Source organism: Parasphingorhabdus pacifica (assembly GCF_054779195.1).
In genome coordinates, this window is record NZ_BAAGYS010000005.1 from 18,199 (window position 1) to 43,217 (window position 25,019).

23 protein-coding genes and 1 tRNA gene are annotated in these 25,019 nt (G+C 68.4%); 11 read left to right on the forward strand and 13 right to left on the reverse strand.

Annotation, left to right across the window (positions count from 1 at the left end; genetic code table 11):
* Positions 1-9 precede the first annotated feature (9 nt).
* The 4 genes from ACYVAN_RS05745 (at position 10) to ACYVAN_RS05760 (ending at position 4,565) form a co-directional block, all read left to right on the forward strand.
* Complete coding sequence (locus ACYVAN_RS05745; RefSeq protein ID WP_460956428.1) at positions 10-2,535, forward strand: penicillin-binding protein; 2,526 nt, start codon at positions 10-12, stop codon at positions 2,533-2,535.
* A 126-nt stretch (positions 2,536-2,661) separates the two neighbouring features.
* The gene (locus ACYVAN_RS05750; protein ID WP_460956546.1) at positions 2,662-3,429 is read left to right on the forward strand and encodes a siderophore-interacting protein; all 768 of its coding nucleotides are present in this window, start codon (positions 2,662-2,664) and stop codon (positions 3,427-3,429) included.
* Between the two features lie 51 nt (positions 3,430-3,480).
* Complete coding sequence (locus ACYVAN_RS05755; RefSeq protein WP_460956430.1) at positions 3,481-4,443, forward strand: metallophosphoesterase; 963 nt, start codon at positions 3,481-3,483, stop codon at positions 4,441-4,443.
* 48 nt (positions 4,444-4,491) lie between these two features.
* Positions 4,492-4,565, forward strand: a tRNA-Pro gene (locus ACYVAN_RS05760).
* Between the two features lie 157 nt (positions 4,566-4,722).
* Here ACYVAN_RS05760 and ACYVAN_RS05765 read toward each other — a convergent pair.
* From ACYVAN_RS05765 to ACYVAN_RS05790, 6 genes are all read right to left on the reverse strand, one after another.
* Positions 4,723-5,622, reverse strand: a complete 900-nt coding sequence (locus ACYVAN_RS05765) for an RNase H family protein (protein ID WP_460956432.1) — start codon at positions 5,620-5,622, stop codon at positions 4,723-4,725.
* A 6-nt stretch (positions 5,623-5,628) separates the two neighbouring features.
* Positions 5,629-5,961 (reverse strand): hypothetical protein, encoded by a 333-nt coding sequence (locus ACYVAN_RS05770; RefSeq protein WP_460956433.1) that lies wholly within the window; start codon positions 5,959-5,961, stop codon positions 5,629-5,631.
* A 135-nt stretch (positions 5,962-6,096) separates the two neighbouring features.
* The gene (locus ACYVAN_RS05775; RefSeq protein WP_460956435.1) at positions 6,097-7,308 is read right to left on the reverse strand and encodes an MFS transporter; all 1,212 of its coding nucleotides are present in this window, start codon (positions 7,306-7,308) and stop codon (positions 6,097-6,099) included.
* Positions 7,309-7,345: 37 nt separating this feature from the next.
* The gene (locus ACYVAN_RS05780) at positions 7,346-8,239 is read right to left on the reverse strand and encodes a dihydrodipicolinate synthase family protein (RefSeq protein ID WP_460956437.1); all 894 of its coding nucleotides are present in this window, start codon (positions 8,237-8,239) and stop codon (positions 7,346-7,348) included.
* Between the two features lie 17 nt (positions 8,240-8,256).
* Positions 8,257-8,607 carry a PLP-dependent transferase gene (locus ACYVAN_RS05785; protein ID WP_460956439.1) on the reverse strand — a complete coding sequence of 117 codons (351 nt, stop codon included), beginning with the start codon at positions 8,605-8,607 and terminating at the stop codon, positions 8,257-8,259.
* 47 nt (positions 8,608-8,654) lie between these two features.
* The gene (locus tag ACYVAN_RS05790) at positions 8,655-9,986 is read right to left on the reverse strand and encodes an aminotransferase class I/II-fold pyridoxal phosphate-dependent enzyme (protein ID WP_460956441.1); all 1,332 of its coding nucleotides are present in this window, start codon (positions 9,984-9,986) and stop codon (positions 8,655-8,657) included.
* A gap of 430 nt (positions 9,987-10,416) precedes the next feature.
* Here ACYVAN_RS05790 and ACYVAN_RS05795 point away from each other — a divergent pair, with 430 nt between their 5' ends.
* On the forward strand, positions 10,417-11,691 hold the full coding sequence (locus ACYVAN_RS05795; protein ID WP_460956443.1) for a PAS domain S-box protein: 1,275 nt from the start codon (positions 10,417-10,419) through the stop codon (positions 11,689-11,691).
* Between the two features lie 83 nt (positions 11,692-11,774).
* Positions 11,775-13,019 (forward strand): PAS domain S-box protein, encoded by a 1,245-nt coding sequence (locus ACYVAN_RS05800; protein WP_460956445.1) that lies wholly within the window; start codon positions 11,775-11,777, stop codon positions 13,017-13,019.
* A gap of 40 nt (positions 13,020-13,059) precedes the next feature.
* Here ACYVAN_RS05800 and ACYVAN_RS05805 read toward each other — a convergent pair whose 3' ends face one another.
* Positions 13,060-14,664 carry an FUSC family protein gene (locus tag ACYVAN_RS05805; protein WP_460956447.1) on the reverse strand — a complete coding sequence of 535 codons (1,605 nt, stop codon included), beginning with the start codon at positions 14,662-14,664 and terminating at the stop codon, positions 13,060-13,062.
* Between the two features lie 46 nt (positions 14,665-14,710).
* On the opposite strand from ACYVAN_RS05805, the gene ACYVAN_RS05810 reads away from it, so the two are divergent.
* The 3 genes from ACYVAN_RS05810 to ACYVAN_RS05820 all read left to right on the forward strand — a co-directional run bounded on the left by ACYVAN_RS05810 (position 14,711) and on the right by ACYVAN_RS05820 (position 18,117).
* Entirely contained in the window at positions 14,711-15,229 is a 519-nt protein-coding gene (locus ACYVAN_RS05810; protein WP_460956449.1) for a MarR family winged helix-turn-helix transcriptional regulator, read from the forward strand.
* Between the two features lie 67 nt (positions 15,230-15,296).
* Positions 15,297-16,106 (forward strand): class I SAM-dependent methyltransferase, encoded by an 810-nt coding sequence (locus ACYVAN_RS05815; protein WP_460956451.1) that lies wholly within the window; start codon positions 15,297-15,299, stop codon positions 16,104-16,106.
* 169 nt (positions 16,107-16,275) lie between these two features.
* Complete coding sequence (locus ACYVAN_RS05820; protein WP_460956453.1) at positions 16,276-18,117, forward strand: alpha/beta hydrolase family protein; 1,842 nt, start codon at positions 16,276-16,278, stop codon at positions 18,115-18,117.
* 60 nt (positions 18,118-18,177) lie between these two features.
* Here ACYVAN_RS05820 and ACYVAN_RS05825 read toward each other — a convergent pair whose 3' ends face one another.
* The 4 genes from ACYVAN_RS05825 to ACYVAN_RS05840 form a co-directional block, all read right to left on the reverse strand.
* Positions 18,178-18,675, reverse strand: coding sequence for a DUF1059 domain-containing protein (locus ACYVAN_RS05825; protein WP_460956455.1), 498 nt, complete (start codon positions 18,673-18,675; stop codon positions 18,178-18,180).
* A gap of 38 nt (positions 18,676-18,713) precedes the next feature.
* Complete coding sequence (locus ACYVAN_RS05830; protein WP_460956457.1) at positions 18,714-19,229, reverse strand: class I SAM-dependent methyltransferase; 516 nt, start codon at positions 19,227-19,229, stop codon at positions 18,714-18,716.
* Between the two features lie 270 nt (positions 19,230-19,499).
* Positions 19,500-19,997, reverse strand: coding sequence for a hypothetical protein (locus ACYVAN_RS05835; protein ID WP_460956459.1), 498 nt, complete (start codon positions 19,995-19,997; stop codon positions 19,500-19,502).
* A 420-nt stretch (positions 19,998-20,417) separates the two neighbouring features.
* Positions 20,418-20,930, reverse strand: coding sequence for a hypothetical protein (locus tag ACYVAN_RS05840; RefSeq protein WP_460956461.1), 513 nt, complete (start codon positions 20,928-20,930; stop codon positions 20,418-20,420).
* A gap of 296 nt (positions 20,931-21,226) precedes the next feature.
* On the opposite strand from ACYVAN_RS05840, the gene ACYVAN_RS05845 reads away from it, so the two are divergent.
* Positions 21,227-22,291: an NADH:flavin oxidoreductase/NADH oxidase gene (locus tag ACYVAN_RS05845; RefSeq protein ID WP_460956463.1), complete on the forward strand. Its 1,065-nt coding sequence runs from the start codon at positions 21,227-21,229 to the stop codon at positions 22,289-22,291.
* Between the two features lie 67 nt (positions 22,292-22,358).
* On the opposite strand, the gene ACYVAN_RS05850 is transcribed toward ACYVAN_RS05845, so the two are convergent.
* Together ACYVAN_RS05850 and ACYVAN_RS05855 are read right to left on the reverse strand one after the other, a co-directional pair.
* A complete protein-coding gene (locus ACYVAN_RS05850) occupies positions 22,359-22,844 on the reverse strand; it encodes a Dps family protein (RefSeq protein ID WP_460956465.1) in 486 nt (161 codons plus the stop codon).
* Positions 22,845-22,947: 103 nt separating this feature from the next.
* On the reverse strand, positions 22,948-23,508 hold the full coding sequence (locus ACYVAN_RS05855; protein ID WP_460956467.1) for an NADPH-dependent FMN reductase: 561 nt from the start codon (positions 23,506-23,508) through the stop codon (positions 22,948-22,950).
* 196 nt (positions 23,509-23,704) lie between these two features.
* On the opposite strand from ACYVAN_RS05855, the gene ACYVAN_RS05860 reads away from it, so the two are divergent.
* The gene (locus ACYVAN_RS05860) at positions 23,705-25,003 is read left to right on the forward strand and encodes an alpha/beta hydrolase (RefSeq protein WP_460956469.1); all 1,299 of its coding nucleotides are present in this window, start codon (positions 23,705-23,707) and stop codon (positions 25,001-25,003) included.
* The last annotated feature ends 16 nt before the right edge of the window (positions 25,004-25,019 follow it).

Here is a 25,019-nt window from a genome sequence, read left to right on the forward strand (position 1 = left end):
TCTGTCCGGGTGCGAGTCCCGGACAGCGTGCTGAAGCTTTTCGGTCTGTGTGTGCTGGCCGGCGTGCTGGTCGCCGGCCTGTTGTTCCCCGCCGTCGGGTCACTGGGTGTGGTCTCGAACCGCGCCAGCGACGCGGTGAACAACATTTCCACAGAACTCATGACCAAGGAAGCCCCATTGGTGACCACGATCACCGATCGTGCGGGTAAACCCATCGCCTATCTGTTCGACCAGAACAGAACACCGGCGGCGCCCGATCAGATCGCGGACACCATGAAGGCCGCGATCATCGCGATCGAAGATCAACGGTTCTTCGATCACGAGGGCGTCGATTGGCCGGGCACGGTCCGGGCCGCTGCCACCAACCAGGCCAGCGGCGAGATCACCCAGGGTGGCTCGACCCTCACCCAGCAGTACGTGAAGAACTACCAGGTCCACGTGCTCGCGGCGGGCGACCAGGTCAAGCAGGCCGAGGCGACCGAGCAGACCCCGGCGCGCAAACTGCGCGAGATCCGGATCGCGCTGCAGCTGGAGCAGCGCATCGGCAAGCAGGAGATCCTCGCTCGCTACCTCAACGTGGTTCCGTTCGGAAACCAGGCCTACGGGGTCGCGGCCGCCGCGAGGACGTACTTCAACACCACTCCGGACAAGCTGAGCATCCCGCAATCAGCACTGCTCGCGGGCATGGTCAACAGCCCCAGTGCGCTGAACCCCGAAACCCACCCCGAAGAAGCGCTGGACCGCCGCAACCTCGTCATCGACGCGATGGAGATGCAGAAGCGGGTCACCCCGGAGGCTGCGGAGGAGGCGCGTCAAGCCCCGCTCGGACTGGCGGACCCGGTCACAACGCTGCCGAGCGGTTGCGTGGGTGCAGGGCCGGCGGACGGGTTCTTCTGCAAATACGTGGTCGACTACCTCAAAGCCACGGGATTCACCGAGGAACAGCTCACCACGGGCGGCTACACGATCCGCACCTCGCTGGACAAGCACGCGACCGCCGTCGCCAAGGACGCCGCCGAGAAGCACGTGCCGAAGGAGACGAAGGGCATCGCGAACGTGATGGCCATCGTCGAACCCGGGCAGGAGAAGCACCGGGTCCGAGCGCTGGTCGCGAACCGGGACTTCGGCGTGGACGCCTCGAAGGGGCAGACCGCCTACCCGCTGCCCAGCGGGGTCGCCAAGTTCGGCGCGGGCTCCATCTACAAGGTCTTCACGGCCGCCGCCGCCCTGGAGAAGGGGATGGGGATCCACAACACGATCCAGGCTCCCGCGCACTACACGTCCCAGGTGTACAGCAACGGCACCAACCCGTACACGGTCGGCAACGCCGACGGGGTCAGATCGGGTCCGCGCACTCTGCAGGAGGCACTGGCGACCTCGCCGAACACCGCATTCGTGGCACTGCAGGAACGGGCAGGCCTCGCCGAAACCGTAGACATGGCCAGCAGGTTGGGCCTGCGGCAGACGCTGCTGGAATCGAACATGGACGGCAATCCGCTGACTCCGAACGAATCCAACGGCCCGTCCCAGGCCCAGTTCATCAAGGACCGGAACATCGGTGCGTTCACCCTCGGTTTCAGCCCGACCAGCCCGCTCGAGCTGGCCAACGCGTCGGCCACCCTGTTGAGCGGTGGCAAGTGGTGCCCCCCGACTCCGATCGATCGCATCACCGATCGCGACGGCAACCCGATATCGATCACCGAGGATCCGTGCGAGCAAGCGGTCGACGAGGGACTCGCCAACGCGATGGCGGTCGGCATGAGCGATGACAACAAGTCGGGCGGCACGGCCTTCGCCGCGTCCAACGCCGCGAATTGGAACCGCCCGGTGGCGGGTAAGACCGGTACCACCGAGGCGCACATGTCCGCCGGGTTCATGGGCGCCACCCCGCAGTTCGCGGGTGCGGTGCTGACCTTCAGCGACGGGACCTCACCGCAGGGGATCTGCGACGGCACGCCACCGAGACTGTGCGGCGTCAACGGCGGGAACATCTACGGCGGCAAGGTTCCCGCCCGCACCTGGTTCGACGCGATGAAGCCGATCCACGAGGGGTTGCCCGTCGCTCCGCTGCCGCCTACGACGGATCGGTACGAGAACGGCGGCAACGAGTTCCAGGTGCCCAACGTCGTCGGCATGTCGACGAAACGAGCGACCGACAAGCTCCGCCAGTCCGGATACAAGGTGAAGGAGCGCTCGGTCAACAGCGAGCGCAAGCGGGACACCATCACCAGCCAGACCCCGCGTGGCACCGCGCTACCCGGCGAGGTGGTGACGATCTCGGTCAGCACGGGATACGTGCCGCCGCCCACGCCGGAGAAGCCACCGCCTTCGCGGGAGGAGCACCCGCAGGCCGGTCGTCCGGAACCCGACCGTCCGGAACCCGACCGTCCGGAACCCGGCCGTCCTGAACCCGGTCGTCCGGAGGAACCGGAGGATCGGCCGCGTCCTCCGGAGGAGGAGCCCGACGGGCAGCGACCGAATCCACCCGACCCGGGGACGCCACCACCGGGCCCGCCCGGCCAGTCCCCTCCATAAGCGGGCTCCTCCGCGAGGAGCTGTCGCGGCAAGCAGGACCCGTGGCGGACCGGTCGGCGGTTCGACCGGTCCCGCCGGGCACCGATGCGGTGACCGGCGGTTCCCTACACTCGCTGCGTGACGAGCATGCATACCAGGCGCGCGCGATCGAGGTACCGGCTGCTGGACGTCCGCTCGGCCGAGCAGATCACGCCGCGAATGAAACGGGTGGTGCTCGGTGGCGCGGAGTTGGCCGATTTCGTCAGCAGCGGCAGCGATCAGCGGATCAAGCTGTGCCTGCCGCGCCCGGGCCTGCCGACACCGTTGGGACGCACCCGCGCCGAGGTCTTCGCGCTCCCCGGCGACCAGCAGCCCAAGCAACGCACCTACACGGTGCGCTGGTTCGATCCCGAACGCCTCGAACTCGCGATCGACTTCGTGATCCACGACCACGTCGCCCCCGGCAGTGCCTGGGTGACGGCGGTGCGTCCCGGTGAGCAGATCGTCGCCGTGGGTCCGAGTCCGTCGTACGAACCCAGTGCGGAGGCCGATCCGCTGGTTCTAGCGGGTGACGAGACGGCGCTGCCCGCGATCGCCGCGATCGTCGAGGAGTTGCCCGCCGGGGCCCCGGTGCGGACTTTCGTCGAGGTGGCTGATGTGGACGAACAGCAGCACATCGACAGCGCGGCCGAGGTGACGTGGACGTGGCTGTACCGGGACGGCGTTCCGGCGGAGCGCAGCGGGCTCCTCCACGAGGCAGTGCGCGCCGCCGACCTCGGCCGGTTTCCGTTCGTGTGGATCGGCGCGGAGGCCTCGGTCGTGCACGAGCTGCGGGAGTACTGCCAGCAGGAGTTGGGGTTGGACCGACGCCGCCTCTACGCCCTCGCCTACTGGCGGAGCCACGCGGGGGACTGAGGCGCCAACCCGGAACCGTCGAGGACCGCTGGACGGCCGTAGGGTTGAGGTGTGAACAAGTTCGGTCGGATCCTTCTCGCCGGAGGCGCTGCCGGCGCCGCCACCCTCGGCTACGCGGCCGGTGTCGAACGCACGCACTGGACACTGCGGCGGGCCACGTTGCCCGTGCTCGCCGACGGGGCGCAGGAACTGCGCGTGTTGCACATTTCCGATCTGCACATGCTGCCCGACCAGCGGTCGAAGCAGCGGTGGGTCGCCGAACTCGCCGAGCTCGAACCGGACCTGGTGGTCAACACCGGCGACAACCTCGCCCACCCGCGGGCCGTGCCCGCGACCGTGGCCGCACTGGGCAAGTTGCTCGAGCGGCCGGGCGTGTTCGTGTTCGGCAGCAACGACTACTACGGCCCGAAGCCGAAGAACCCGGCCCGCTACCTCCTGCCGTCCGCGAGGACGAAGCGGATTCACGGCACCCCGCTACCGTGGCGGGACCTGCGGGCCGCGATGAGCGAACGCGGCTGGGTCGACGTCACCCACCGCTGGCACGACCTCACCACCGCCGGGGTCCGCGTCCACGCCGCCGGGGTGGACGACCCGCACTTGAGCCGCGACGAGCACTCGAAGATCGCGGGGACACCGCCTGCCGATGCCCACCTGCGGCTCGGCCTCACGCACTCCCCGGAGCCGAGGGCGTTGGACGCGTTCGCCGATGACGGCTACGACCTGGTGCTCGCGGGTCACACGCACGGCGGGCAGTTGCGGGTGCCGGGATACGGCGCGCTGGTGACGAACTGCGAGATCGACCGGTCGCGGGCTCGGGGAGCTTCTTCCTGGGGTGAGCGGATGCGGCTGCATGTGTCCGCCGGACTGGGTACCTCCCCGTACGCGCCCGTGCGGTTCGCCTGCCCGCCGGAGGCGACGCTGTTGACGCTGGTCCCCCGCTCGCAGGAGGCCGCGAGCGACGCGGCGGAGAAGTTGGGCGGGGCCCCCTTCGGAGCGGACACCGGCGTCCGGTAGGCTTTGATCCGACGGCGGACAGGGACCCGATAGGTTCGCCGTTGTGATCGGGGTGTGGCGCAGGTTGGGAGCGCGCTTCGTTCGGGTCGAAGAGGTCGTGGGTTCAAATCCCGCCACCCCGACAAGGTAAAGGGCCTGGTCAGGACTCCGCGAGGAGTTCCGACTAGGCCCTTTGCCTATGCCCAGGTGGGCCGCTGGGAGAAAATGGGGAGAAGATCTTGCCCCTCTCCCTCTACGGCTGGGTCTTCAGGAGCCCCAGGGCCTGGCGGCAAACCTGGCCTACAGGAGCCGGTCGCGGTGCTTGTCACACCGGCCCCCGCCAGTGGCCACGGCGCACCGGCGACCCTTGCTGATGATCGCCTGACACTGCACCGCTGGATCATGCACGTGACATAGCCCCGAGGGGCGCGGGTCGATCGTGCAAGGTTTCCCCGCCTTGGTCGTTGCCCCGCAGCTGCCGGGCTCACTCCTGCGCGCGCGGGAGTGATCGGGCTGCACCGGCTTATGGCCGCCGCTGATCGCGTTAACTGCCGGTCCCGTCCAGCGCCTGCCCTGGCGGCGGCGGACGGCTTCTTGGGCGGCGTGATCGGCCTGGGCGTTGAGGAGGTCACCATCGGCCTGGTGCGCGGGCACCCATTTGAACGTCACATCCCGCCCGGAGAGTATGCGCTGGATGCGTGCGATCAGTTCGAGGTTCTTGGATGCCCCGCTCTGCCCGATCACGACGTTCATCGCGTATTGGGAGTCGATGCGGATCTCCAGGGGGACGGCCGGGTCTGTCGAAGCCAGCAATTCGGCCACCGCAATGAGCTCGCCGACGTTGTTTGTGGCGTCCCCTAGAAACCCGGACGCACCGCGAACGGGGCGCCCCTCAGCGTCTCCCAGCTGCCACGCCCACCCTGTCGGTCCTGGATTGGGCTGGGCTGAGCCATCCGTCGCGGCGATCACGCGTTCCGTCATGGCCCGGCACGCTAATGCCACCACTGCAAGGCGTTCCACCAACGCACCAACCGAAGAAGCTGCGAGAAGCGCAAGCGCCCACGCGGGCTCGCACCTTAACACTGTGCGACAAATCACACGTCTATCTCCTGCGGCGCACTGCCGCACAACTCGGCCCGCCTCGCCCGCAAGAGCTCCTCCAGGACGGCGCATCAACCCAGTGCTGATGCGCATAGCCATGTCGGGCTAGCGGCTGATCATGGTCCGGTAGGAGTCCTGAAGCTCGCCTGCCGCTGGGAGCTTTCCGGCGCTGACGTGATTGACGACTTCGCGTACCCGCCACCAGTTGGACGGGGCCACCTGCCCGGACTCGATCGCGGTCTGAGCTGCATCGGACGCTTCGTCCAGACGGCCGTTACGCGCAGCACACAGGGCGATCGACGTGGGCGGTGGCGTAGCGGCGGGGCCAGCAGGGAGACAGCCGCCGAGCACCAACAGGTGACGGTGAGCGGCGAAGGTCTTGCGGGGTGCGTCGATGAGCTGGGAGATGTAGCCGAGGTGCTCCCGCAGGCGGGGCAAGAGGTCATGTGGGCTGCTCGCGGCTGACACCTCCGGCGGGAGGCAAGATCCAGCATGCCAGCACCAGCCACCTCCGTTCGAGGACAACGCAAGACTAGCGATCTTTCGAACTAAGGTACTAATTTCACGAGTGTCTTACCGGGACTCGACCTGCCAGTTGGGCCTGGACGCGATTGCGTGGACGTATCGCCGTTCGCTTGCGGACACCAGGGCTGCTGCGGTTGTCAGTGCGATGGCGAGAACGAGTGGTAGGTGCACCGCCGCGCCAACGGTGGCTCCGGCCAGCGCGGTTCCGGCTGAGCCGGCGGTGATTTTGAGTGCGCCGGTCCAGACGAAGACCTGACCGCGCATTTCGTCGGGAGCGTATTCGTTGCGGGCGGCGAGGGTAGCGGCGAAGAAGTAGCCGTTCGCGATGCCTGCGGCCACGTACGCCGCGGTGGCCAAGCCGAGGGAAGCCGCGAGGGCGACCATCAGGAGAGTGCTCGCGACGACGGTGGCCAGTCGCGTTATGAGCTGGTCGGCGTCGCCTTCGAGCGGGCGGATCATGACTCCGGCGGAGCCGCCGAGGTTGCCTAGTCCGTAGGCCGCGGTGAGCAGTCCCGCTGCTGCGGTGTCGACTCCGAGCAAGCCGGTGCTGGCGACTGCGGTGACGGGCAGGGCGGCGACACTGAAGGCAACGATCATGGTGAGGTACAGGGTCCGGCGCAGCGGGCCGGAGGAGAGCATCACCACGAGCGTGCGCGCGGGACGGGGCACGTCGCGCGCGTCGGCTGCCGGTTGGGAATAGGGCAGCAGCAGGACGAACCCGGCGGCGACGAAGGTGCCGACGGCAAGGACCAAGACCGCGGTGAGCGGGGAAGTCCAGGCCGAGACCGCTGCGACCACGGTCGGTCCAACCGTGCCGCCAACGCCGTAGGTGGCGACGTCCCACCCTTGTGCCCGGCGCTGGCTGGTGCGGCTGGAGCCGGCGATGGCGGGCAATCGACTGCTGATACCTCCGGTCAGCAGCGGACCAAGCAGCCCTGAGGTGATCAGCAGGGCCGCGGGCACGATCGCGTGCGTGACCGGGTAGAGCAGAGCAGCCGTCCCGAGCGTGGCACCGTGAGCGACGCTGGCCAGCGCGATCACGCGGCGTCCGTCGCGTGCGGTGTCGAGCCTGCGCGCGACGAACGGCCCGAGCAGGTGAGGAGCGGTGATGCAGGCACCGAGTGCACCGGCCAGCCATCCCGGCCCTGCGCTGGTCGTGACCAGCAGCACGATGGCAACGATCGCGCCGCCGTCGGCGGTGCGGGCCAAGGTCGCGGCCACGACGTACCGTGCCAGCGCGCCACTGGGACGATCAGTCATCGGGCACCTGCCTCCCGCAACACCTGCCGGGCCGTGGTCACCGCTGAAGACCGAGCCGCTGGACGACTTCAGCGACCTCAGCGCGGTCGTCGCTGGCCAGGCCGCGCAGGGGCCTGGGCAGGTTGGGGTGCCCGACGAGGTCGAGGATTTCGGCGATCGCGGAGACGACGCGCAGACTGCCGTGGCGGGTGAACAGCTCCCACAGCGGCTGCAGCCGTTCCGACTCCGCGGCCGCGGCGGTCTCATCTCCTGCCTGGGCCGCCCGGGTGATCGCCAAGGCGGCTTCGGGCAGGGTTCCGGCCACGACCGAGTACCAGGCGTCGCACCCGGCGTTGAGGCCGGTAGCGGCCAGCGGATCGCCACTGACCCCGACGGTCATCGACGAGGGCAGCAGCGACCGGAGGCTGGACACGCGGGCTTCGGCCTCACCGGGAGCGGCAGGCACGCCGGGGATCTTGATCGAGGCGACGTTCGGCAGCTCGGCGATGCGGGCGTGGAGGTCGTCGGTGAAGGTGAAGTGCGTGGTGCCGGGATTGTCGTAGACCACCAGCGGAACCGAGAGCACGGCACTGACGTCCTCGTAGAGGCCGAACACCTCCTCCGAGGTCAGCGCTTGGTAGGACACCGGTGCCAGCAGTACGCCCGAAGCTCCCGCGTTCTGCGCATCCTCGGCGAGTTCGAGGACATCGCGGGTGCGCAGAGCACCGATGCCGACGATCACCGGGGTGTCGCCAGAGTGCTCGACGGCCAGCCGCGCGACGCGGGCGCGTTCCTCGCGGTTGAGGTAGGGGTAGGAGCCGGTGGAACCGAGTGCAGTAATCGAGTCGACCTTCGCGGCCGCGAGTCGGTCGACGAGTCCGGCGAACGACTTCTCGTCGATTCCGTCGCCGGTGATGGGAGTGAGCGGGAACGCGCTGAGACCGGTGAACATGAATTCCTCCCGTGAGGTCAGGCCGGCAGTGCGGTGTCGAGCGCTGCACGGATGTCAGCAATGAGGTCGTTGGGTTCTTCCAGTCCGACCGCGAGCCGCAGATGCCCGTAGCGCTGGAAGGGCTCGGGGTAGTGCTCGTCGCCACCGCGGGTACCGGGCGCGACGTGCACGATCAACGTCTCGTCGTGCCCGAGTGACACAGCAGAGGTGATCACGCGCAGCGCGTTGACGAATCGGTTCTGCACGGCAGAGTCGCCGTCCAGCGCGAAGGCGAGCACCGCGCCGTGGCCGCGTAGGAGTTCGCCAGGACCAGCGGAGTGCGCAGCGCCCCGGAAGCGTCGACGGCGTTGCCTCCGTGCACGGCCCACGTTCGCTCGCCGACCGTGGCCGGATCGTGCTTGTCCGGGAGGGGCATTCAGGTTCCCTTCGTCGAATGCAGGACCGCAGCCAGGTCGGCTGCGAAGTTCTGTGCCTGCTGCGGAGTGATGATCGAGGAGGTCACGCGCAGCGCACCTGCGCTCCGGCCGGTGACCGCGAAGTCCGAGCCGCCGCGTACCGCCCACCCACGGGCAGCGAGCGCATCGACCAGGTGCTTCTCGCGTCGCCCTACAGGAATCCAGGCGTTGAGCCCGTCGCGGTCGGGCGGCAGCCGAATGCCGTGCTCGTGCAGCGCGTCGGTCAGCGAGCACAGGCGGGCGGCGTAGGAATCGCGCGCTTCCCGCAGCAACCGCGCGGTCTCGTCATCGTGCAGCAGCGTGGCCACGATGTGCTGGAGGACGTGGCTGACCCAGCTCGCGGCCGAGCTCAGGCGGGTGCTCAGCTGGGCCTCGCTGTCCTGATCCGACAGCACGAAGGCCAGCCGCAGGTCTGGGCCGAGGAACTTCGACACCGACCGCACCAAGGCCCAGCGGGGAGCGTTCGCCGGGGTGATCCGGTGGTAGGGCCGGGCCGAGATCGTGGAGAAGTGGTCGTCCTCGATCACCAGCACCTCGGGGTGCTTTGCCAGCAGCTCGCGCAGTTCCTCCGCGCGCTGCGCGGTGAGGCTCGCGCCGGTCGGATTGTGCGCGCGCGGTGTGCACACGACGGCCCGAACTCCAGCTTCCAGCGCCCTGGCCAACCCGTCCGGTGTCATCCCGTGGGCGTCCATGGCCACCGGCACGCTCCGATAGCCGTTCAACCGCATCGTGCCAATGCTGGACAAGAAGCACGGATCTTCGACTGCGACCGTGTCACCTCGGGTCAAGTGCGCGTTGAGCAGCCGCTCCACTGCATCGACCGCACCGTGAGCGAGCACCAACCCGCGCGCAGCCTCCCCGACGTCGGGAGCCATCTCGGACTCCGCCCAGGCCGCGAGTCGTTCGCTGATCGGCGGGTATCCGTACAGCGTGGGGACGTAGCCGGCAGCGAAGGCATCCCGAGGGTTGGGCAAGAACTCGATCGCCGGGTTGCCGTCAGCCAGGTTGACCAGCCCATCGGTGGCACTCCGCCCCTCACCGTCCAGCGCGGGAACACCCAACACGACCGTCCCACCACGCCGCCGGGTCTCGACCAACCCCGCCGCAGCCAGCTGCGCATAGGCGGCCGCCACTGTGTTCCGATTGACCCCCAAATCGACCGCCAGCCCACGGATCGGAGGTAAAGCCGCCCCTTCGAGAAGGCGCCCAGAGTCAATCAGACCGCGGATCGACTCAGCGATCTGCGCAGCACTGGATCCGCGTATCCCTCCGGAATGCTCTCTCCACGTCACCCGACCGACCTTAAATGTCCTAGGACATAATCACCGCGTCGAGTGTCGGGCGTCACATTCTCAATCGGCGGACGCGGTGCCCGCCATGCCCCATGCACGTCCCGGTCACTCCACCCCGCCGGGAGAAACCTGGGAGAAAAACTTCTCCCCAAGGCCAACGATCCACCACCGAGACCAACGAGGACCAACGGCTCTACCTGCGAATATGCGGAGCGATAAAGGTCGCGACCTCTTCGAATCTTCGTTCGGGTCGAAGAGGTCGTGGGTTCAAATCCCGCCACCCCGACAGGCCTGGTCAGGTCTCCGCGAGGAGGACTGACCAGGTCCTTTTTTCGTGTTCCGCCGTGCAGCCGTGCATCGCCCGGAGCGCACGTCCCCGTGGTCGCTTTGGGCTCGTGCTGGGCGTTCCTGGCGATTAGCGTGTGGACACGTGGGAACCGAGATGGATGGTTTGTGGGAGACGCTGTGGGAGCAGGTCTCCGGCCCCATCTCGCTGGTTGACGTGCGGGGACACATCGTGGCGGCCAACCCCGCGATGTGCCGGATGCTCGGATATTCGCGGGAGGAGTTGCTCGCGCTCACCCCTCCGGACGTGACCCATCCCGATGATTCGCCGCTGGACCGGGCCGCCATCGAGCGGTTCGTGGCCTCCGGAACCGACAGCTACACGTCGGAGAAGCGGCTCGTGCGCTCCGATGGCAGGGTCATCTGGGTGCTCATCAACGGTTCGCTGCTGCGAGCACCGAATGGCGATCCCCAAGTGGTGGTGACCCAGTTCCACGACATCACCACCCGCCGCGAATCCGAACAGCTCTGGCGCCAGACGCTGGTGAACGCTCCGATCGGCATGGCCCTGATCGACCTGGACGGTCGCTGGACCGAGATCAACGACCGGTTTTGCGAGCTGCTCGGCTACCGGCGCGAGCAGGTGCTGGCGCACCGCTTCTCCGAGATCGTCTACAGCGACGACGCTGCGCGGGCGGAGGCACTGTTCGCCGAACTCCGACAGGGTCACGTGGATACGGGCAGCTTGGAGATCTGCGTGCGCCACCGGGAGGGTCACCCGTTCTGGCTCCTGGTTCGTCTCAGCGTGGTGCGGCACGCCGACGAGAGTCCCGCATACCTGGTGAGCCAGTACGAATCGCTCGGGAGCGATGCGCACGTGGGTGAGGAACGCCTGGCGACGCTCACCCACATGGCGTTGCACGACCCGTTGACCGACCTGGCCAATCGCGCCCTGCTCATCGATCGGTTCGAGCAGGAGCTGGCCGGGTTGCCGGAGCGCGGCGGCGTGCTCACCGTGCTCGCGATCGACATCGACGATTTCAAGGAGGTCAACGACCGGTTCGGGCACGGCACCGGTGACCAGGTCCTGCAAGCCACGGCCAAGGACCTGTTGAGCGTCGTGCGTTCCACCGACACGGTGGCTCGGGTGGGCGGCGACGAGTTCGTGGTGCTCAGTCGGCTGGCCGACCAGTCACAGGCCGAGGAACTGCGACTGCGGGTCGAGCATCGGTTGGCCCCCGGATCCGACCCGTCCGGGCGAAGCATTCGACCGGGCGCCAGCGTGGGGATGGCCACCACCGACGATCCCTCTTCCCACTCCCGCACCTTGCTGGACTGCGCCGACCACGACATGTACGCGCGCAAGCGCGTCAAAGCCAGGAAGGAACGTCCCGGCCGGCCCCTCCCGGAGCGCACCTGAGCGGTAGATGGGACGTCCTTCCCTCCGGTGGTCTCGGCGCTCGGTACTGTGGCGCCCCGCTGTGGGGCGGTACCGTTCATCCGGTGGACGCGACGGAGCCCAACACACCCATGCCTTGGGAAGCGGTGTGGAAGCAGCTCGCCGGCCCGATCGCGATTCTCAGCCTGGACGGTGGGCACATCGACGTGAACCCGGCCATGTGCGAGATGCTCGGGTACACGCGTGAGCAGTTCCTCAGCTTTCGTCCCGCCGACGTCACGCATCCGCAGGACGAGCAGCTCAACTCGGCGACCATCGCGCGGATGATCGAGTCGGGCACGGATTCGTTGGAGGTGGAGAAGCGCCTGATCCGCTCCGACGGCAGCTTCATCGTGGTGCTCGTCAGCAGCACGCTGGTCCGCAAACCGAGCGGTGAACCGGGTTTCATCGTCTCGCAGCTCCACGACATCACCTCGCGGCGCGAGTCTCAGCTGCTGTGGAAGCGGACGCTGGAGAACGCACCGATCGGGATCGCGCTGCTGGACCTGGACGGATTCTGGACGGAGGTCAACGACCGGCTCTGCGATCTGGTGGGCTATTCCCGCGAGGAGCTGCGCACCATGCATCTGGCCGACCTCACCGGCGAGGAGGACCAGAACCGGGTGGCGGAACTGCTGGAGGACCTGCGGCTGGGGCGTCGGACTTCGGGTTCCCTGGAAGTTCTGTACCGGCATCGGGGCGGCCAGACCTTCTGGATGCTGATCCGCCTGAGCGTCATGCCGGACGCGAACGACCAGCCCGCCTACGTGATCAGCCAGTACGACGCGATCGGCGGCAACATCCGGATGAGCGCCGAACGGCTCGCCCAGCTGACCCGCATGGCCATGCACGATCCGTTGACCGGTGTGGCCAACCGCGCCCTGCTCATCGACCGGTTCGACCACGGACTCGCCGAACTGCCCGAGCACGACGGCGTGCTGGTGGTCCTGCTGATCGACCTCAACGACCTCAAACCGGTCAACGACCGGTACGGCCACGCGTTCGGGGATCAACTACTGGAAACCGCCGCCCACCAGATTTCGAGCGTAGTCCGTTCGAGCGACACCGTGGCGCGGATCGGTGGGGACGAGTTCGTCGTGCTCACCAGCGTCGATCACCTCGACGAGGCGGAGCAGCTGCGCCACCGGGTGACCCAGCGACTGAACACCGAGGTCGGCATCTTCGGTCGCACCGTTCGGATGAGCGCGAGCGTCGGGCTCGCCACCACCCGGAGCACCGCGACCTCGGCGGAAGAACTGCTGCACAACGCCGACCGGGACATGTACGCGCGCAAGGACAACCCGCGCTGACCCGATCCGCACTGACCGGCGCTCGCGCGAGCCCGGCTGCTCACACGGCCGCGTCGCGGTGCTCCCGGGTCGAGCGGTCCAGCAGGACGTAGGCGTGGTGCGAGGCGTCGAGCAATTCCTCGGTGGGAAGCCTGGTCTCGCTCATCTCGCCACGGGCGACGTCGTAGGCCTCGTGCAGCTCCACGAGGGCGGCGCGCAGTTCCTTCGGGTCGGCTTCGGAGCTGCTGAGGCCGCGCACCCGGTCCAGTGCGGCGTGCACTCGGGCGAGCCAGGCGCGATGCGGCAGCAGCCACGCCACGCCCACGGCGATGACCGCGCCGAGCAGGGTCGCCCACAGCCGGTCGGCGGCCAGCTCTCCTGGTGCCTCCGCGCTGCCGAACGAGCTCACCAGCAGGGCGAGCGGCGTCGCGAAGAGCAGCCCCAAGGCGTAGTTGGCCAGCACCGTCATTTCCGCAGCCCACTGCAGCACCGCCAGCACGATGATGATCGCCCAGAGCGCAGGCTCGGCCGAGAGCACGGCGAGCCCGATGAGGACGCCGAAGACGGTGCCGAGCATGCGCTGGACCATTCGGGGCACCGATGTCGACGTGCTGGTTGCCTGGAGCACCGACACGGCGGAGACCGCCGCCCAGTAGGCGTGCCCGATGCCGAGCAGGTTGGCCGCCGTGCCCGCCAGCAGCGCCGCCGCTCCCACCCGGAAGGCGTAGGGCACCAGCCAGGTACCGGGCTTTCCGGGACGCAGGGCGGCCACCAGCACGGAGCGGATGACCCGCCAGCGGGAGGTGGGGGCCGGGGCTTTCAGCGGCCGGGAGGTGTCCTCGCCGAGGAGCCCGCGGCAGCTCTCGTCCCGGCGAATGGCCTCGGCCGCCGCGTGGGCGTCCCCCGCGACCGCGGCCGGGTTCTCGGAACTCAGCAGCGCTTCGGATGCTTCGGTCGCGCGGACGAGTTCGAGGTGCGCGGGTGTCTCCCGGTCCTTGCGGCCTACCCGTGCGAGGTTTTCCCGTGCGGTTTCGATGGCCACCGCCGCGTGGTGCCTGGTGGTGAGGTCCGGCCTGGTTTCCAGGTGCGTCGCGACCGCGTCGAGTGCGGCCGCGACGCACCTGCGCTGTGGACGGAGCCCGATGACCGCCGCACCGGCGATGCTGATGGCCCACGCGAACGCGGCGCTGAGCGCGGCCGTGGCGATGTGCGGGGCGAGGTCGCCGGTGCCGAGCGCGAGGTGGGAGCAGGCTCCGGTGGCGAAGGTGAAGATCAGCCCGCCGGGCGGTCCGATCTTCACCGTGGTGGCGATCGCGGTGGCCACCGCGCCGACGAGGGCGGTGACGAGCAGCGCGATCGCTTCGTGCCAGGCGTGGCCGGCCGCGTACACGGCGATCAGGTCGCCGAGGGCGACGGCGAGCACCATGGTCACCGCGACGGCCGCCAGGGTGCGGGCCTGTTGCCCGCAGGGCTCGCCGCGGCAGTACACACTGGTCAGCGCTCCGAAAATGGCTCCGGCGAGAAGGTCCAGCCGATCCAGCTGGAGGAGCACCACGAGCGGGACGATCATGGACAGGAACGCTCTCGCCGCGGGCCACACCACCGGGCCACCCAAGCGCAGGCGGAACGCATCCGGAACGTTTCGGCTGAGTACTGTGGGCGGCACGTCTTGCAATGCTACACACTTATTTCACTAGTGAAACGGTAGTGAGATGAAGCAAACACCTGACCTCATCGAAGCGGCCAGGGCCCAATGGTCGGAAGTCCTGCCCGAGGTGAACACCGAAACCATCGACGTGATCGGGCGAGTGCTGCGCGCCGCCGCCATCCTCCGGCAGCGCTTGGACGCGACGATCGCCGACGAGGGGCTCAACCGGGCCGAGTTCGACCTGCTCTGCGCACTCCGTCGCACAGGCGCCCCCGTGACCCCGGGGCGCCTCAACAACCTGACGGTCTCCTCCGGGGCGGCCACCACCAAGCGCATCCACCAGCTCGCCGAACGGGGCCTGCTGGAACGCACCACCGACGAGCGCGATCGGCGCAGCGCCCGCGTACTGCTCACCGAGCACGGCCGGAAAGTGATCGACCGCGCCTTCACCCGCAACATCGAAGTCGAACGCAGCCTGCTGTCCACGCTGCCCGCTCGCCAGCGCGAGTCGATCGCCGGTGGGCTCGCCACCCTTCTGCACTCGCTGGAAGGCCCGCCGGACCCGTCGCTTCCCACTCCCTGACGGCAAGCACCCGGCCCCGGTTCTTGATCAAACGACGAACCGGCGCTCCGGCGGGCACGATGTACCCATGACCGACAGGCAGGAGCGGTTGGCCCGACGGAACCGGCTCTACGGCGAGAACGACCTGAGCAGGCTGGAGCTGTTCGCCGGCGGATACCTCAACTTCGGCTACTGGCGGGACGTGCGGACGGACAATCCCAGCACCGAGGACCGGATCGCCAGCCAGCAAGCGATGTACCACCGGGTGGTCCGCGAGCTGGGAACCGAGGACGACGACCGTCTGCTCGAGGTCGGCTGCGGACTCGGCCTGGGCGCGGCACTGGTCGCGAACCAATACCCGGTCCGCGAGATCAGCGGGGTCGACGTGCTACCGGTGCAGATCGACCGCGCGAAGAACGTCAACGCCTCGGCCATCGCAGCAATGCCGGGACGGCTGCACTACATCGTCGGGTCCGCCTCGGACCTCCCGCTCATCGACCGATCGGTCCACAAGGTTTTCTCGATCGAGGCCGCTCAGCACTTCGAGGACATGCCCGGCTTCGCCGCCGAGTGCTACCGGGTCCTGACCCACGCGGGCCGGATTGCGCTGGCCACGTTCTTCTCCTCGGATCGCGACGACGCCGACCCGCTCGCACAACGGCTCGAGACCTTCGCCGAAGGCATCGACCTGGCAACCCCCGTCGACGCGGTGGTCGACGCGCTCGGGGGAGCCGGCTTCACCGAGGTGGGCGTACGCAGCATCGGCGACGACGTCTGGCACGGCTTCGACCGGTGGCTCGCCCATACCTCCTACGCCGAGGCATGGCCTCGCGAGTGGCTCCGCGCCCACCAGGACGGACTGCTCGACTACTACTTGATCACCGCCCGCAAACCCTGAGCGCCTACCGCGGAGTCCGGAGTCGTCATCTGCGCCCCTCCACCCGCGCCCACCGACCCCGACCTCCACGCGCGGGCCCGCCGGGCGCGAACCGCGCACCACCCCGTCGTGGCCGACCACCCGCAACGCAGCGTTCGGCGCGGGCACGAGCCGTGGCAGTATCGGCGACGTGAGCACCTACCCAGACGCCAGAATCCCGGAGCAGCTCTTCGACGACCCGGAGAGGGAGCAGCGATGGCGGACGCGGTTCAGCGCTCCTCGAGTGTCGCTGCCGAGCTGGGCCAGGGATGCCCCCCAGCGCAGCCTCTATGTGTCGAACGTCAGCGGCACTTGGGAGATCTACGCGTGGGATCGCTCCACCGACGCGCATCGGCAGGTCACCGACCGCCCCAGCGGCACGTTCCACGGCACGCTCTCAGCCGACGGCGAGCACATCTGGTGGTTCGACGACACCGACGGCGACGAGTTCGGCAGCTGGAAGGCAGAACCGTTCGGGCAGGACGGTGACCCGGTTCCGGGGCTGCCCGGCACCCACGCCGGCTACCCCGCCGGTCTCGAACTCGGCTCCAGCGTGATCGGCATCGGCATGTCGACCGATGACGGCGTGACCGTGTGGTTGGCCAAGAACGGCGGCGCCCCGGAAGTCGTCTACCAGCACGAGCAGGACGGCGGCCTGTCCGCGATGTCGTGGGACGAATCGCTCGTGGTGCTGTCGCACTCCGAGCACGGCGACAGCAGGCACCCGGCGCTGCGGGTGCTGCGCGTGGCCGACGGCTCGACGGTCGCCGAGAAGTGGGACGGGCCGGGCAAGGGCCTCGACGCGCTGGATTTCGCGCCGGTCACCGGTGATCAGCGGCTGCTCGTGCTGCACGAGCGGCACGGCCGCGAAGAGCTGCTGATCTGGGACGTGGGGACCGACGCCGAGCACGAGATCCACCTCGATCTCCCGGGCGAGGTCTCGGCCGACTGGTACCAGGACGGCACGGCGCTGTTGATCGCCCACACCCACCAGGCGCGCACCACGATGCATCGGTACGACCTCGAATCGGGCAAGCTCACCGACCTGCCCACCCCTCCGGGCACGGTCGGCAACGCCTCCGTCCGGCCGGACAACGCCGTGGAGTACTCCTGGTCGTCGGCGGCCACCCCGTCACTGGTGCGGGTGTTGACCGCAGATGGCGCCGATCGGGTGTTGCTGGTGCCGCCGGGTGAGCGCGCGCCCGAATCGTTGCCGGTCGAGGATGTTTTCGTGGAGGTCCCCAACGGACCGAACCCGACGGTGCACGCACTGGTTTCGAGGCCGACGGGGGCGGGCGGGGAACCGCTACCGACGGTGTTCAACCTGCACGGTGGACCGCATGCCGCCGACGAAGACCGATTCTCGTCGTACCGGGCGACCTGGCTGGAGGCCGGGTTCGCGGTGGTCGAGATCAACTACCGGGGATCGACCGGGTACGGATCGGCCTGGCGTGACTCGATCGAGGGGCGGCCCGGCCTCACTGAGCTGGAGGACGTCGCGCTCGTGCACGACTGGGCGATCGCCGAGGGGTTGACCACACCGGCGTTGAGCGTGGTCGCGGGCGCTTCCTGGGGCGGTTACCTGACCCTGCTGGCGCTGGGTGCGCAGCCGCACCGCTGGGCGGGCGGTGTCGCGGGTGTTCCGGTCGCCGACTACGTCTCCGCGTTCGCCGACGAGATGGAACCGTTGCGGGCCTACGACCGGGCGCTGTTCGGCGGCTCCCCCGAGGAGATCCCCGAGGTCTACCGGGAGTGCTCGCCGATCACCTACATCGACGAGGTGCGGGCGCCAGTGCTGGTCCTGGCGGGCGACAACGATCCGCGCTGCCCGATCCAGCAGATCCTCAACTACCTGGACGGGCTGGCGCAGCGGGACATCCCGTTCGAGTTCTACCGCTACGACGCGGGGCACGGTTCGCTGGTGATCTCCGAAACCCTGCGCCAGGTCGCCGCCGAGATCGACTTCGCCCGGCGCGCAGTCGGCGCTGGCTGAAGTTGCCGGTCCCGTGTGAGAGCCGCGGCTCTCACACGGGACCGGCAACCGGATCGGCGGTCAGAGCGCTTCGGCACGCACCACGTCGAGGTTGTGGAACGTGGGCTCCTGATCGCAGAGGGACCGCATCCGCTGGGCCAGCGCATCCGTCTCCGGCAACTTCGAGTTGCGCATCGCCGCCTCGTACGACGGGAATTCGACGAACTCGTAGTAGGCCTGCGGCGAATCGTGGTCGACGGTCAGCACCGCGCGCGTGGCGGTGCGCTTGCCGCCGGTGGCTTCCTCCCACTCGTCCAGCAACTCGTCGAGTTGTTCCTTCTTGCTCGTGTGGAACTCGATGAGCTGCACGAAACGCAGGTCGCCTGCACCGCCGCCTGCGGTCTCGTCCTCGAGGAGTCCCCGGAGCCGCTCGCGGAGCTCCGGAGTGTCGTCGTGTCCGTGTGCCGACACCGCGTGCTCTGCCGCCACCCGCAGCACTTCATCTGCCTCGCCCGAGATCGTCAACGTGCAGTTCGCTTCACTCGGATACTTGCGGCAGTCCGCCACTTTCCTGGGCATGACACCCTCCTGTTCACGAAGTCAGTTCAGAAGTCAGTTCACGTGCCTCGGAGCCAGCCGAGTTCACGCTCGTACCGGAAGTCGGGATGGACGGCGACGCCTTGGACGGCCGGCTCGTTCAGCAGACTGGTCGGCCAGAACCAGTCGACCGCGCGAGTCACCAGTCCGGCCCGGCGCACCGCGGCCTGCACGTCGGTGCCGGAACGGCATCGGCCTCGCCATGACGCCTCCGCACCGAGCACCTGGCGGACATCGCCGAGAAGCCCCGGTGACCGGTTGTGTTCCAGGAACACCACGCGCCCGGAGGGCCGCAGCACCCGTCCGATCTCCCGAAGTGCGGCTTCCGGCCGGGCCGTTGTACACAGCGAGAACGAGCACACGACCACGTCGAAGGCGGCCTTCGGATACGGCAGCCGGTCGAGCGACGCGTCGACGTGCACGTCGTCCTCGACACCGCTGCCCGGGCTCCCGACCCTGGCCAGGAACCGCACGTGCGGGTGTGGCACTGCCTCGGCGAGATCGTGCACACCCGCGAGCAGCACGCTTCCGGTCACGTTCCGTTCCAACAGGTGGCGGTAACGCTCCCGGCACGTTCTCCGAATCGCGGATTCACCGAACCGGCAACGCCCGGAAGCGGTAGTGCCGATACCCGCCTCGGACCGGATTCCCGACTTCACCATGCGAGCATGGGCCCACCACGAGATCCCCTGAAGAGCCTTCCGACCCGCGAGGGGCGAGGCGTTCCCGCGAGCGGGCGAGCCCATCTGCCGGGTGACGTTCGAAAAGCCCGGGCAGGATCCTCATCGCCGATGCGGCACGAGCGCCTAATCCGCCCGGTTCTTCGGGCGGACGGAGGCGACGAACTCCTGGAACCCGGCCACGACGGAGTCGAACACGTCCGCGGTCGCGGTGAGCACCAGCCGGACGACCGCACGCCTACCGGGATCGTCCACATCCGGCATGGAGAGGTACACCTGACACTGGACCAGGTCGAGCGTGTTCTCCCCGCTGGGGGCCGAAACCTTCAACACCTGGGTGAGGCCGGGTGCCTCGACCGAGCCGAACTCCGAACGTTGCGACAACGACACCGTCCGCGACACCTGGTGCAGGTTGTTGACCGACTCGTCGGCGATCGTGGCCAACGACGCGTCGTCCGAACGCTGCTCACCGTCGACCGTGATGTTCGTGGTGAACCCCGGGCGGTTGGTGGCCGGGTGCAGGGCGACGAATGCCGCTCCGGGCGCGCCTACCTCCTCGGGCGGTGCTGGTTGCCATCCCGCGGGTAGCCGGAACTCGACCGGCACGGGCATCGACGTGGCCAATTGCTCCTCATCTCCGTTCCAGCTGCAAGGCGGTCTCTCGGTCGTCTCGACAAGTTTGTTCCCGAGCCCGGATGAGCAGCACGCGAGCTTCCTCCCGGGGCTTCTCCCCCGGGTCGGTGAACGGCACGGCAGTCGATCCCCGCTAGCCGGCCTCCGCCGGAGCCCCTTCGTGCTCCTCCGCAGCTCGCGTCGCTTTCCGCTTCGCCATTTTCCCAGAGCTCGATCGCGGTTTCCGCGGACTCACAGTTCCGTACCAGCATTTCGATACCCATCTCGAAGGCCGAAACCGGAACCACCCTCGACCGCCTCCGGAAGTTCGCCGACGTTCACCTTACGGACGGATTCTCGAATGTCGGCAGCAGCCCTTCGCAAGCAGTCGACGTCAACGTCGACCCATTAGCGTCGCACTCTCCAACCTCGTCAAGGCTTCCCGAAAACGACACCGCGCCAGGTCCAGCCGGCACTGGTCACGACCTCCCGGAGGACCGGTTTGAATTCGCCCGTCGGAAAGCTCTGGTCGGACTCGGTTACCATCTTTCCTTCGGAGTTCCGCCCGAAAGTAATCCTGCGGGATGATTTGTTGATCTGTCCGCGACCGTACTCTCGGACCGGGGAGAGTTCTGGTACACCGTTGTGCCACACCACCGACCATTCCTGATCGAGCGCCCGGACCTCATTCTTCTCCAAGTCCAACCGCATCAAGGTCTGATTAGCCTTCTGCACACGCGCCCGGACAAAGAAGTCGTACCAGGCAAAATCGACGATCCGCCACTCCGCGACCAAGTCCACCCCTTCCGGAGTTCCGTCGCGAATGACGAACGGAGCATCCTCCCGGTTCGCTGCCAGCAACGCCGCGTGAACAGCACCGGGGGACTGGGCCACAACTCCTCGTTCGGGCCGCGTGGTTCCGGTGAACCAGTCGAACATACCCATGGTCGCGCGCCTTTCTCGGAGTCGACGCTGCGACGCACGCTAGCAGTCGATATCGACCCGCCCGACTTGGTCGACTTCAGCACGACCACCGTCATGATCGAATTCGGCGAAACGGGACAATCGAGTGCGAGCCGGACACCTCCCCGCAGGGAGTCGGCTCCACGAGGAATTCCACGCACCCATCGAGTTCTCGGCCTCCGCCGCTACGGCGAACCGAAGGCGATCGGGCGGAGTCCGCCATGTGAGACGTCCGGACGCTCGGAATAATCCGCGATCACGTTCGGTCGATACCGCACGTGAGTCAACTATTCGAACCGATCAAGATCCGTGACGCCGCGATCCGGAACCGGGTCTGGGTGGCACCGATGTGCCAGTACTCGGCGACGAACGGGGTACCCGACGACTGGCATCTGGTGCATCTCGGCCAATTCGCGACCGGAGGTGCGGGACTGGTCATCGCCGAAGCCACCGCCGTATCCCCGGAAGGACGCATCAGCCCCGCCGACACCGGTCTGTGGAACGACGAGCAGGTGGCGGCCTGGAGCCGCATCACCGGCTTCCTCCACGAGCAGGGCGCCACCGCCGGGGTTCAGCTCGCACACGCCGGGCGCAAGGCCTCGACCGCTCCCCCGTGGGACGGCGACGCGAGCCTGACCGAGGCGGAAGGCGGATGGGAGACGGTCAGCTCCACGAACGCTCCGTTCGGGAGCCTGACCGCCCCTCGTCCGCTCGACGAGGACGAGGTCGCCGCGTTTCCGGAGCGGTTCGCGGCTGCCGCTCGCCGCGCCACCGACGCCGGGTTCGACGTGATCGAACTGCACTTCGCCCACGGCTACCTCGCGCACCAGTTCTACTCGCCGCTGGTCAACGACCGCACCGACCGATACGGCGGGGAGTTCGACAACCGCGTCCGCCTGCTCTTGGAGATCACGGACGCGGTGCGCGAGGTGTGGCCCGAAGGTCGTCCGCTGTTCGCGCGCATCTCGGCGACCGACTGGGTCGAAGGTGGCTGGACGGGCGATGACTCGGTCCGCCTGGCCGGCTTGCTCGCCGATCGCGGCGTGGACCTGATCGACGCCTCGACGGGCGGCGCGGTGCCGGACGCGTCGATCCCGGTCGGGCCCGGTTACCAGGTTCCGTTCGCCCGTCGGATCCGTGCGGAGACAGGCGTGCCGACCGGCGCGGTGGGCATGATCACCGCGCCGGAGCAGGCCGAGGAGGTCGTGGCCTCCGGTTCGGCGGACGCCGTGTTGCTGGCACGGGAGCTGCTGCGGGATCCGCACTGGCCGTTGCACGCCGCCGACCGGCTCCGGGCCGACAGCCTGTGGCCGCGCCAGTACGAACGCGCGCGCCGGGCGTGAACTCGACCGGGCGCGTCGATCCCTCGACGGATCGGCGTGCCCGGCCGGTGCTGCTAAGCGGCGCCCGTCATGACTCGACGGTCTGCGCCTGCCACATCCAGTGCGACTTCTCCAGCTCCGAGGAGATGGTGATCAGCAGGTCCTGGGTGACCAGGTCGGTCTTGTCCGTCTCGTCGATGCGCGACCGCAGACGCCGGATCAGCTCCCCCAGCGCGGACACGATGGCTTCGATGACCTCCCGGTCGTTCTTCCACCCCTTGCCCATGTCCGGAATCCCCGAGCCTTCCGCCACGGTGGAGGACCTGCCGTCCGGGGAGGCTCCTATGGTGGCGATCCGCTCGGCGACGTCATCGGCGAAGTTCCGGGCGGCGGTGACGAGCTCGTCGAGCTGCAAGTGGACGTCCCGGAACTGCTTGCCGACGACGTTCCAGTGCGCCTGCTTGGCCATGAGGTGCAGATCCACCAGATCGAGCAGGGTGCCCTGCAGTGTCTTGGCGGTGACGTCGCGATCGGAGTTCGTCAAGGGACTGTTGATCGGAGCCTTCTGGCTCATGGTCTTCCCCGCTTTCGTCGACCGTTGATCTCGCTCCCCGATGTGTACCCAGCGGGGCGGAGAACCATGCACGCGCGGGGCGCGGTGCTCCTCGGCGGTGACTTCAGACCCGGCTGTTGGCGAAGTCCACGACCTGGCGGCCGATGGTGCGCAGGGTTTGCTCCGTCTTGGGGTCTTCGCAGGTGCCACCTGGTCCGAACCGGGTTTCGGCCGAGTTGACGGTGCCACCGAGCGGTGTGGGCCAACCGCGCAGCGCGTGCACGACCGAGCGGAGCGCTTGCATGGTGGTCACGGACGCCTGCCAGCCGTAGGCGAGTCCGATACATCCGACGGCCCGACCGTCGAAGTAGGTGTTCTCGTCGCCCCGGAGGTCCTCGACGTAGTCCAGCGCGTTCTTGATCAGCCCGGAGATCGTGCCGTGGTAGCCGGGCGAAGCGAGGATGATGCCGTCGGCGGTGCGCAACGCGTCAATGAGCTCCACAGCGACGTTGCTGCGGTGGGTCACTTCCGGGTCGTAGAACGGCAGCACTCCGAGCCTGCTCCCGGCTATCCCGTGGACTTTGGCGCCCGCTTCCTGCGCGCCCGCCAGGGCCATCTGCATCGCGCGCTCGGATTGCGAGTCCGGACGCACGGACCCTCCGATTCCCACCACGGTCACCGTCATGCGTCGATCCTTTCATTTTGGTGCGCACCGCGACCCTCGTGTCCGCGCTCGTCCGTTTCAGCTGCGCACGCACCAGGAAGACACGTTATGACTTCGAGTTTGGTGGAGGTCAATACGCGGGGCGGGGCCTCGCGCCACAACCTACCAACAAGTAACCTCGAGGTAATTGTCGTCACTCCCGCGGAGGTTCCCGCTCATGTCGCCAGCTTTCGAGCTGCCACCACAGGTCAAGAACGGCGCGCAGGCCACCGCGCTCCGCGCGATGTTCGCGCTCCCCCAGCCCGTCCGGCGGGCGATTGCGGGTCGACCCATCCAGCTCGACGGTCAGGAACTCGCGCTCGACGCGCAGCTGCTGCTCAAGATGCAACACCTCACCGGCAAGACGAGCCTGGCCGCGTCCACCGCCGAGCTGGCCAGGGCGGGCATGCGGGAGGCCACCGCCCTCGTCGACGCCAAACCGATCCCCGGCATCTCGATCGGCAACCGGCGCATCCCCACCTCGTCCGGAGAGCTCGCCGCCCGCCTGTACCGGCCGCAGGAACTCACCGGGACCAGCGAACTGCTCGTCTTCTACCACGGCGGCGGCTGGGTCATCGGCGACCTGGACAGCCACGACGACCTGTGCCGGTTCCTGGCCAAGCACGCCGGTGTGCGCGTGCTGTCGGTCGATTACCGGCTGGCTCCGGAGAGTCCCTTCCCCGCCGGGTTCGAGGACGCGGTCGACGCCTACCGGTTCGCCGTGGACAACGCCGTCGACCTGGGCACCCGTCCAGAACTGGTCGCGGTGGGCGGGGACAGCGCGGGCGGCAACTTCGCCGCCAGCGTCGCGCACCAGGCCGTGCGCGAGGGGACGACCACACCGCTGTTCCAGCTGCTGCTCTACCCCGCTGTGGACGCCACGGAGCGACGTCGCTCGCGGGAACTGTTCAGCGACGGATTCCTGCTCACCGATGGGGACATGGACTGGTTCATGGACCACTACGTCCCCGACCCCGACGTCCGCTACGACCCCCGGGTGTCGGTCGCGCTCTCCGACGACCTCAGCGGTCTTCCGCCCGCGCACGTGGTCACGGCCGGGTTCGACCCGCTCCGGGACGAGGGCGAAACGTTCGCCGAGCTGCTGGAGAAGGCCGGTGTCCCGGTCGTCGCCCGCCGGTTCCCGGACCTGATCCACGGTTTCGCCAACCTGCGACAGGCCGGAACCCGGTTCCACGAAGCGCTGCTGGAGGTCGCGGGCGCGCTGCGCGCCGGGCTGTCCCTGGCCGCCGGTCCACGGCAAGCCGCCGACGAGAAGCCGACCGGACGCGGTGCCACCGCCAAGAAGGCCAAGAACGGTTCGAAGAGCATCTCCACCAAGACCAAGCGCACCGCCAAGAACGGTTCGGCGAAGCAGCCCACCGCCTCCGCATCGGCAGCCGAAACCGGTTCCGACGCGACGGCGGCCCATGCCGACTCCGGTTCCACCGCACCGACCGAGCTCACCGACCGCGGCTGATCACACCGCCGGCCGA

Bases quoted from the DNA above. Each gene is read 5' to 3' on its own strand.
- ACYVAN_RS05850 (WP_460956465.1), bottom strand. From the start codon at position 22,844: ATGAGCCAGAAGGCTCCGATCAACAGTCCCTTGACGAACTCCGATCGC.
- ACYVAN_RS05780 (WP_460956437.1), bottom strand. From the start codon at position 8,239: ATGTTCACCGGTCTCAGCGCGTTCCCGCTCACTCCCATCACCGGCGAC.
- ACYVAN_RS05825 (WP_460956455.1), bottom strand. From the start codon at position 18,675: ATGCCCAGGAAAGTGGCGGACTGCCGCAAGTATCCGAGTGAAGCGAAC.
- ACYVAN_RS05775 (WP_460956435.1), bottom strand. From the start codon at position 7,308: ATGACTGATCGTCCCAGTGGCGCGCTGGCACGGTACGTCGTGGCCGCG.
- ACYVAN_RS05855 (WP_460956467.1), bottom strand. From the start codon at position 23,508: ATGACGGTGACCGTGGTGGGAATCGGAGGGTCCGTGCGTCCGGACTCG.
- ACYVAN_RS05765 (WP_460956432.1), bottom strand. From the start codon at position 5,622: ATGGCTATGCGCATCAGCACTGGGTTGATGCGCCGTCCTGGAGGAGCT.
- ACYVAN_RS05815 (WP_460956451.1), top strand. From the start codon at position 15,297: ATGACCGACAGGCAGGAGCGGTTGGCCCGACGGAACCGGCTCTACGGC.
- ACYVAN_RS05810 (WP_460956449.1), top strand. From the start codon at position 14,711: ATGAAGCAAACACCTGACCTCATCGAAGCGGCCAGGGCCCAATGGTCG.
- ACYVAN_RS05750 (WP_460956546.1), top strand. From the start codon at position 2,662: ATGCATACCAGGCGCGCGCGATCGAGGTACCGGCTGCTGGACGTCCGC.
- ACYVAN_RS05840 (WP_460956461.1), bottom strand. From the start codon at position 20,930: ATGGGTATGTTCGACTGGTTCACCGGAACCACGCGGCCCGAACGAGGA.
- ACYVAN_RS05860 (WP_460956469.1), top strand. From the start codon at position 23,705: ATGTCGCCAGCTTTCGAGCTGCCACCACAGGTCAAGAACGGCGCGCAG.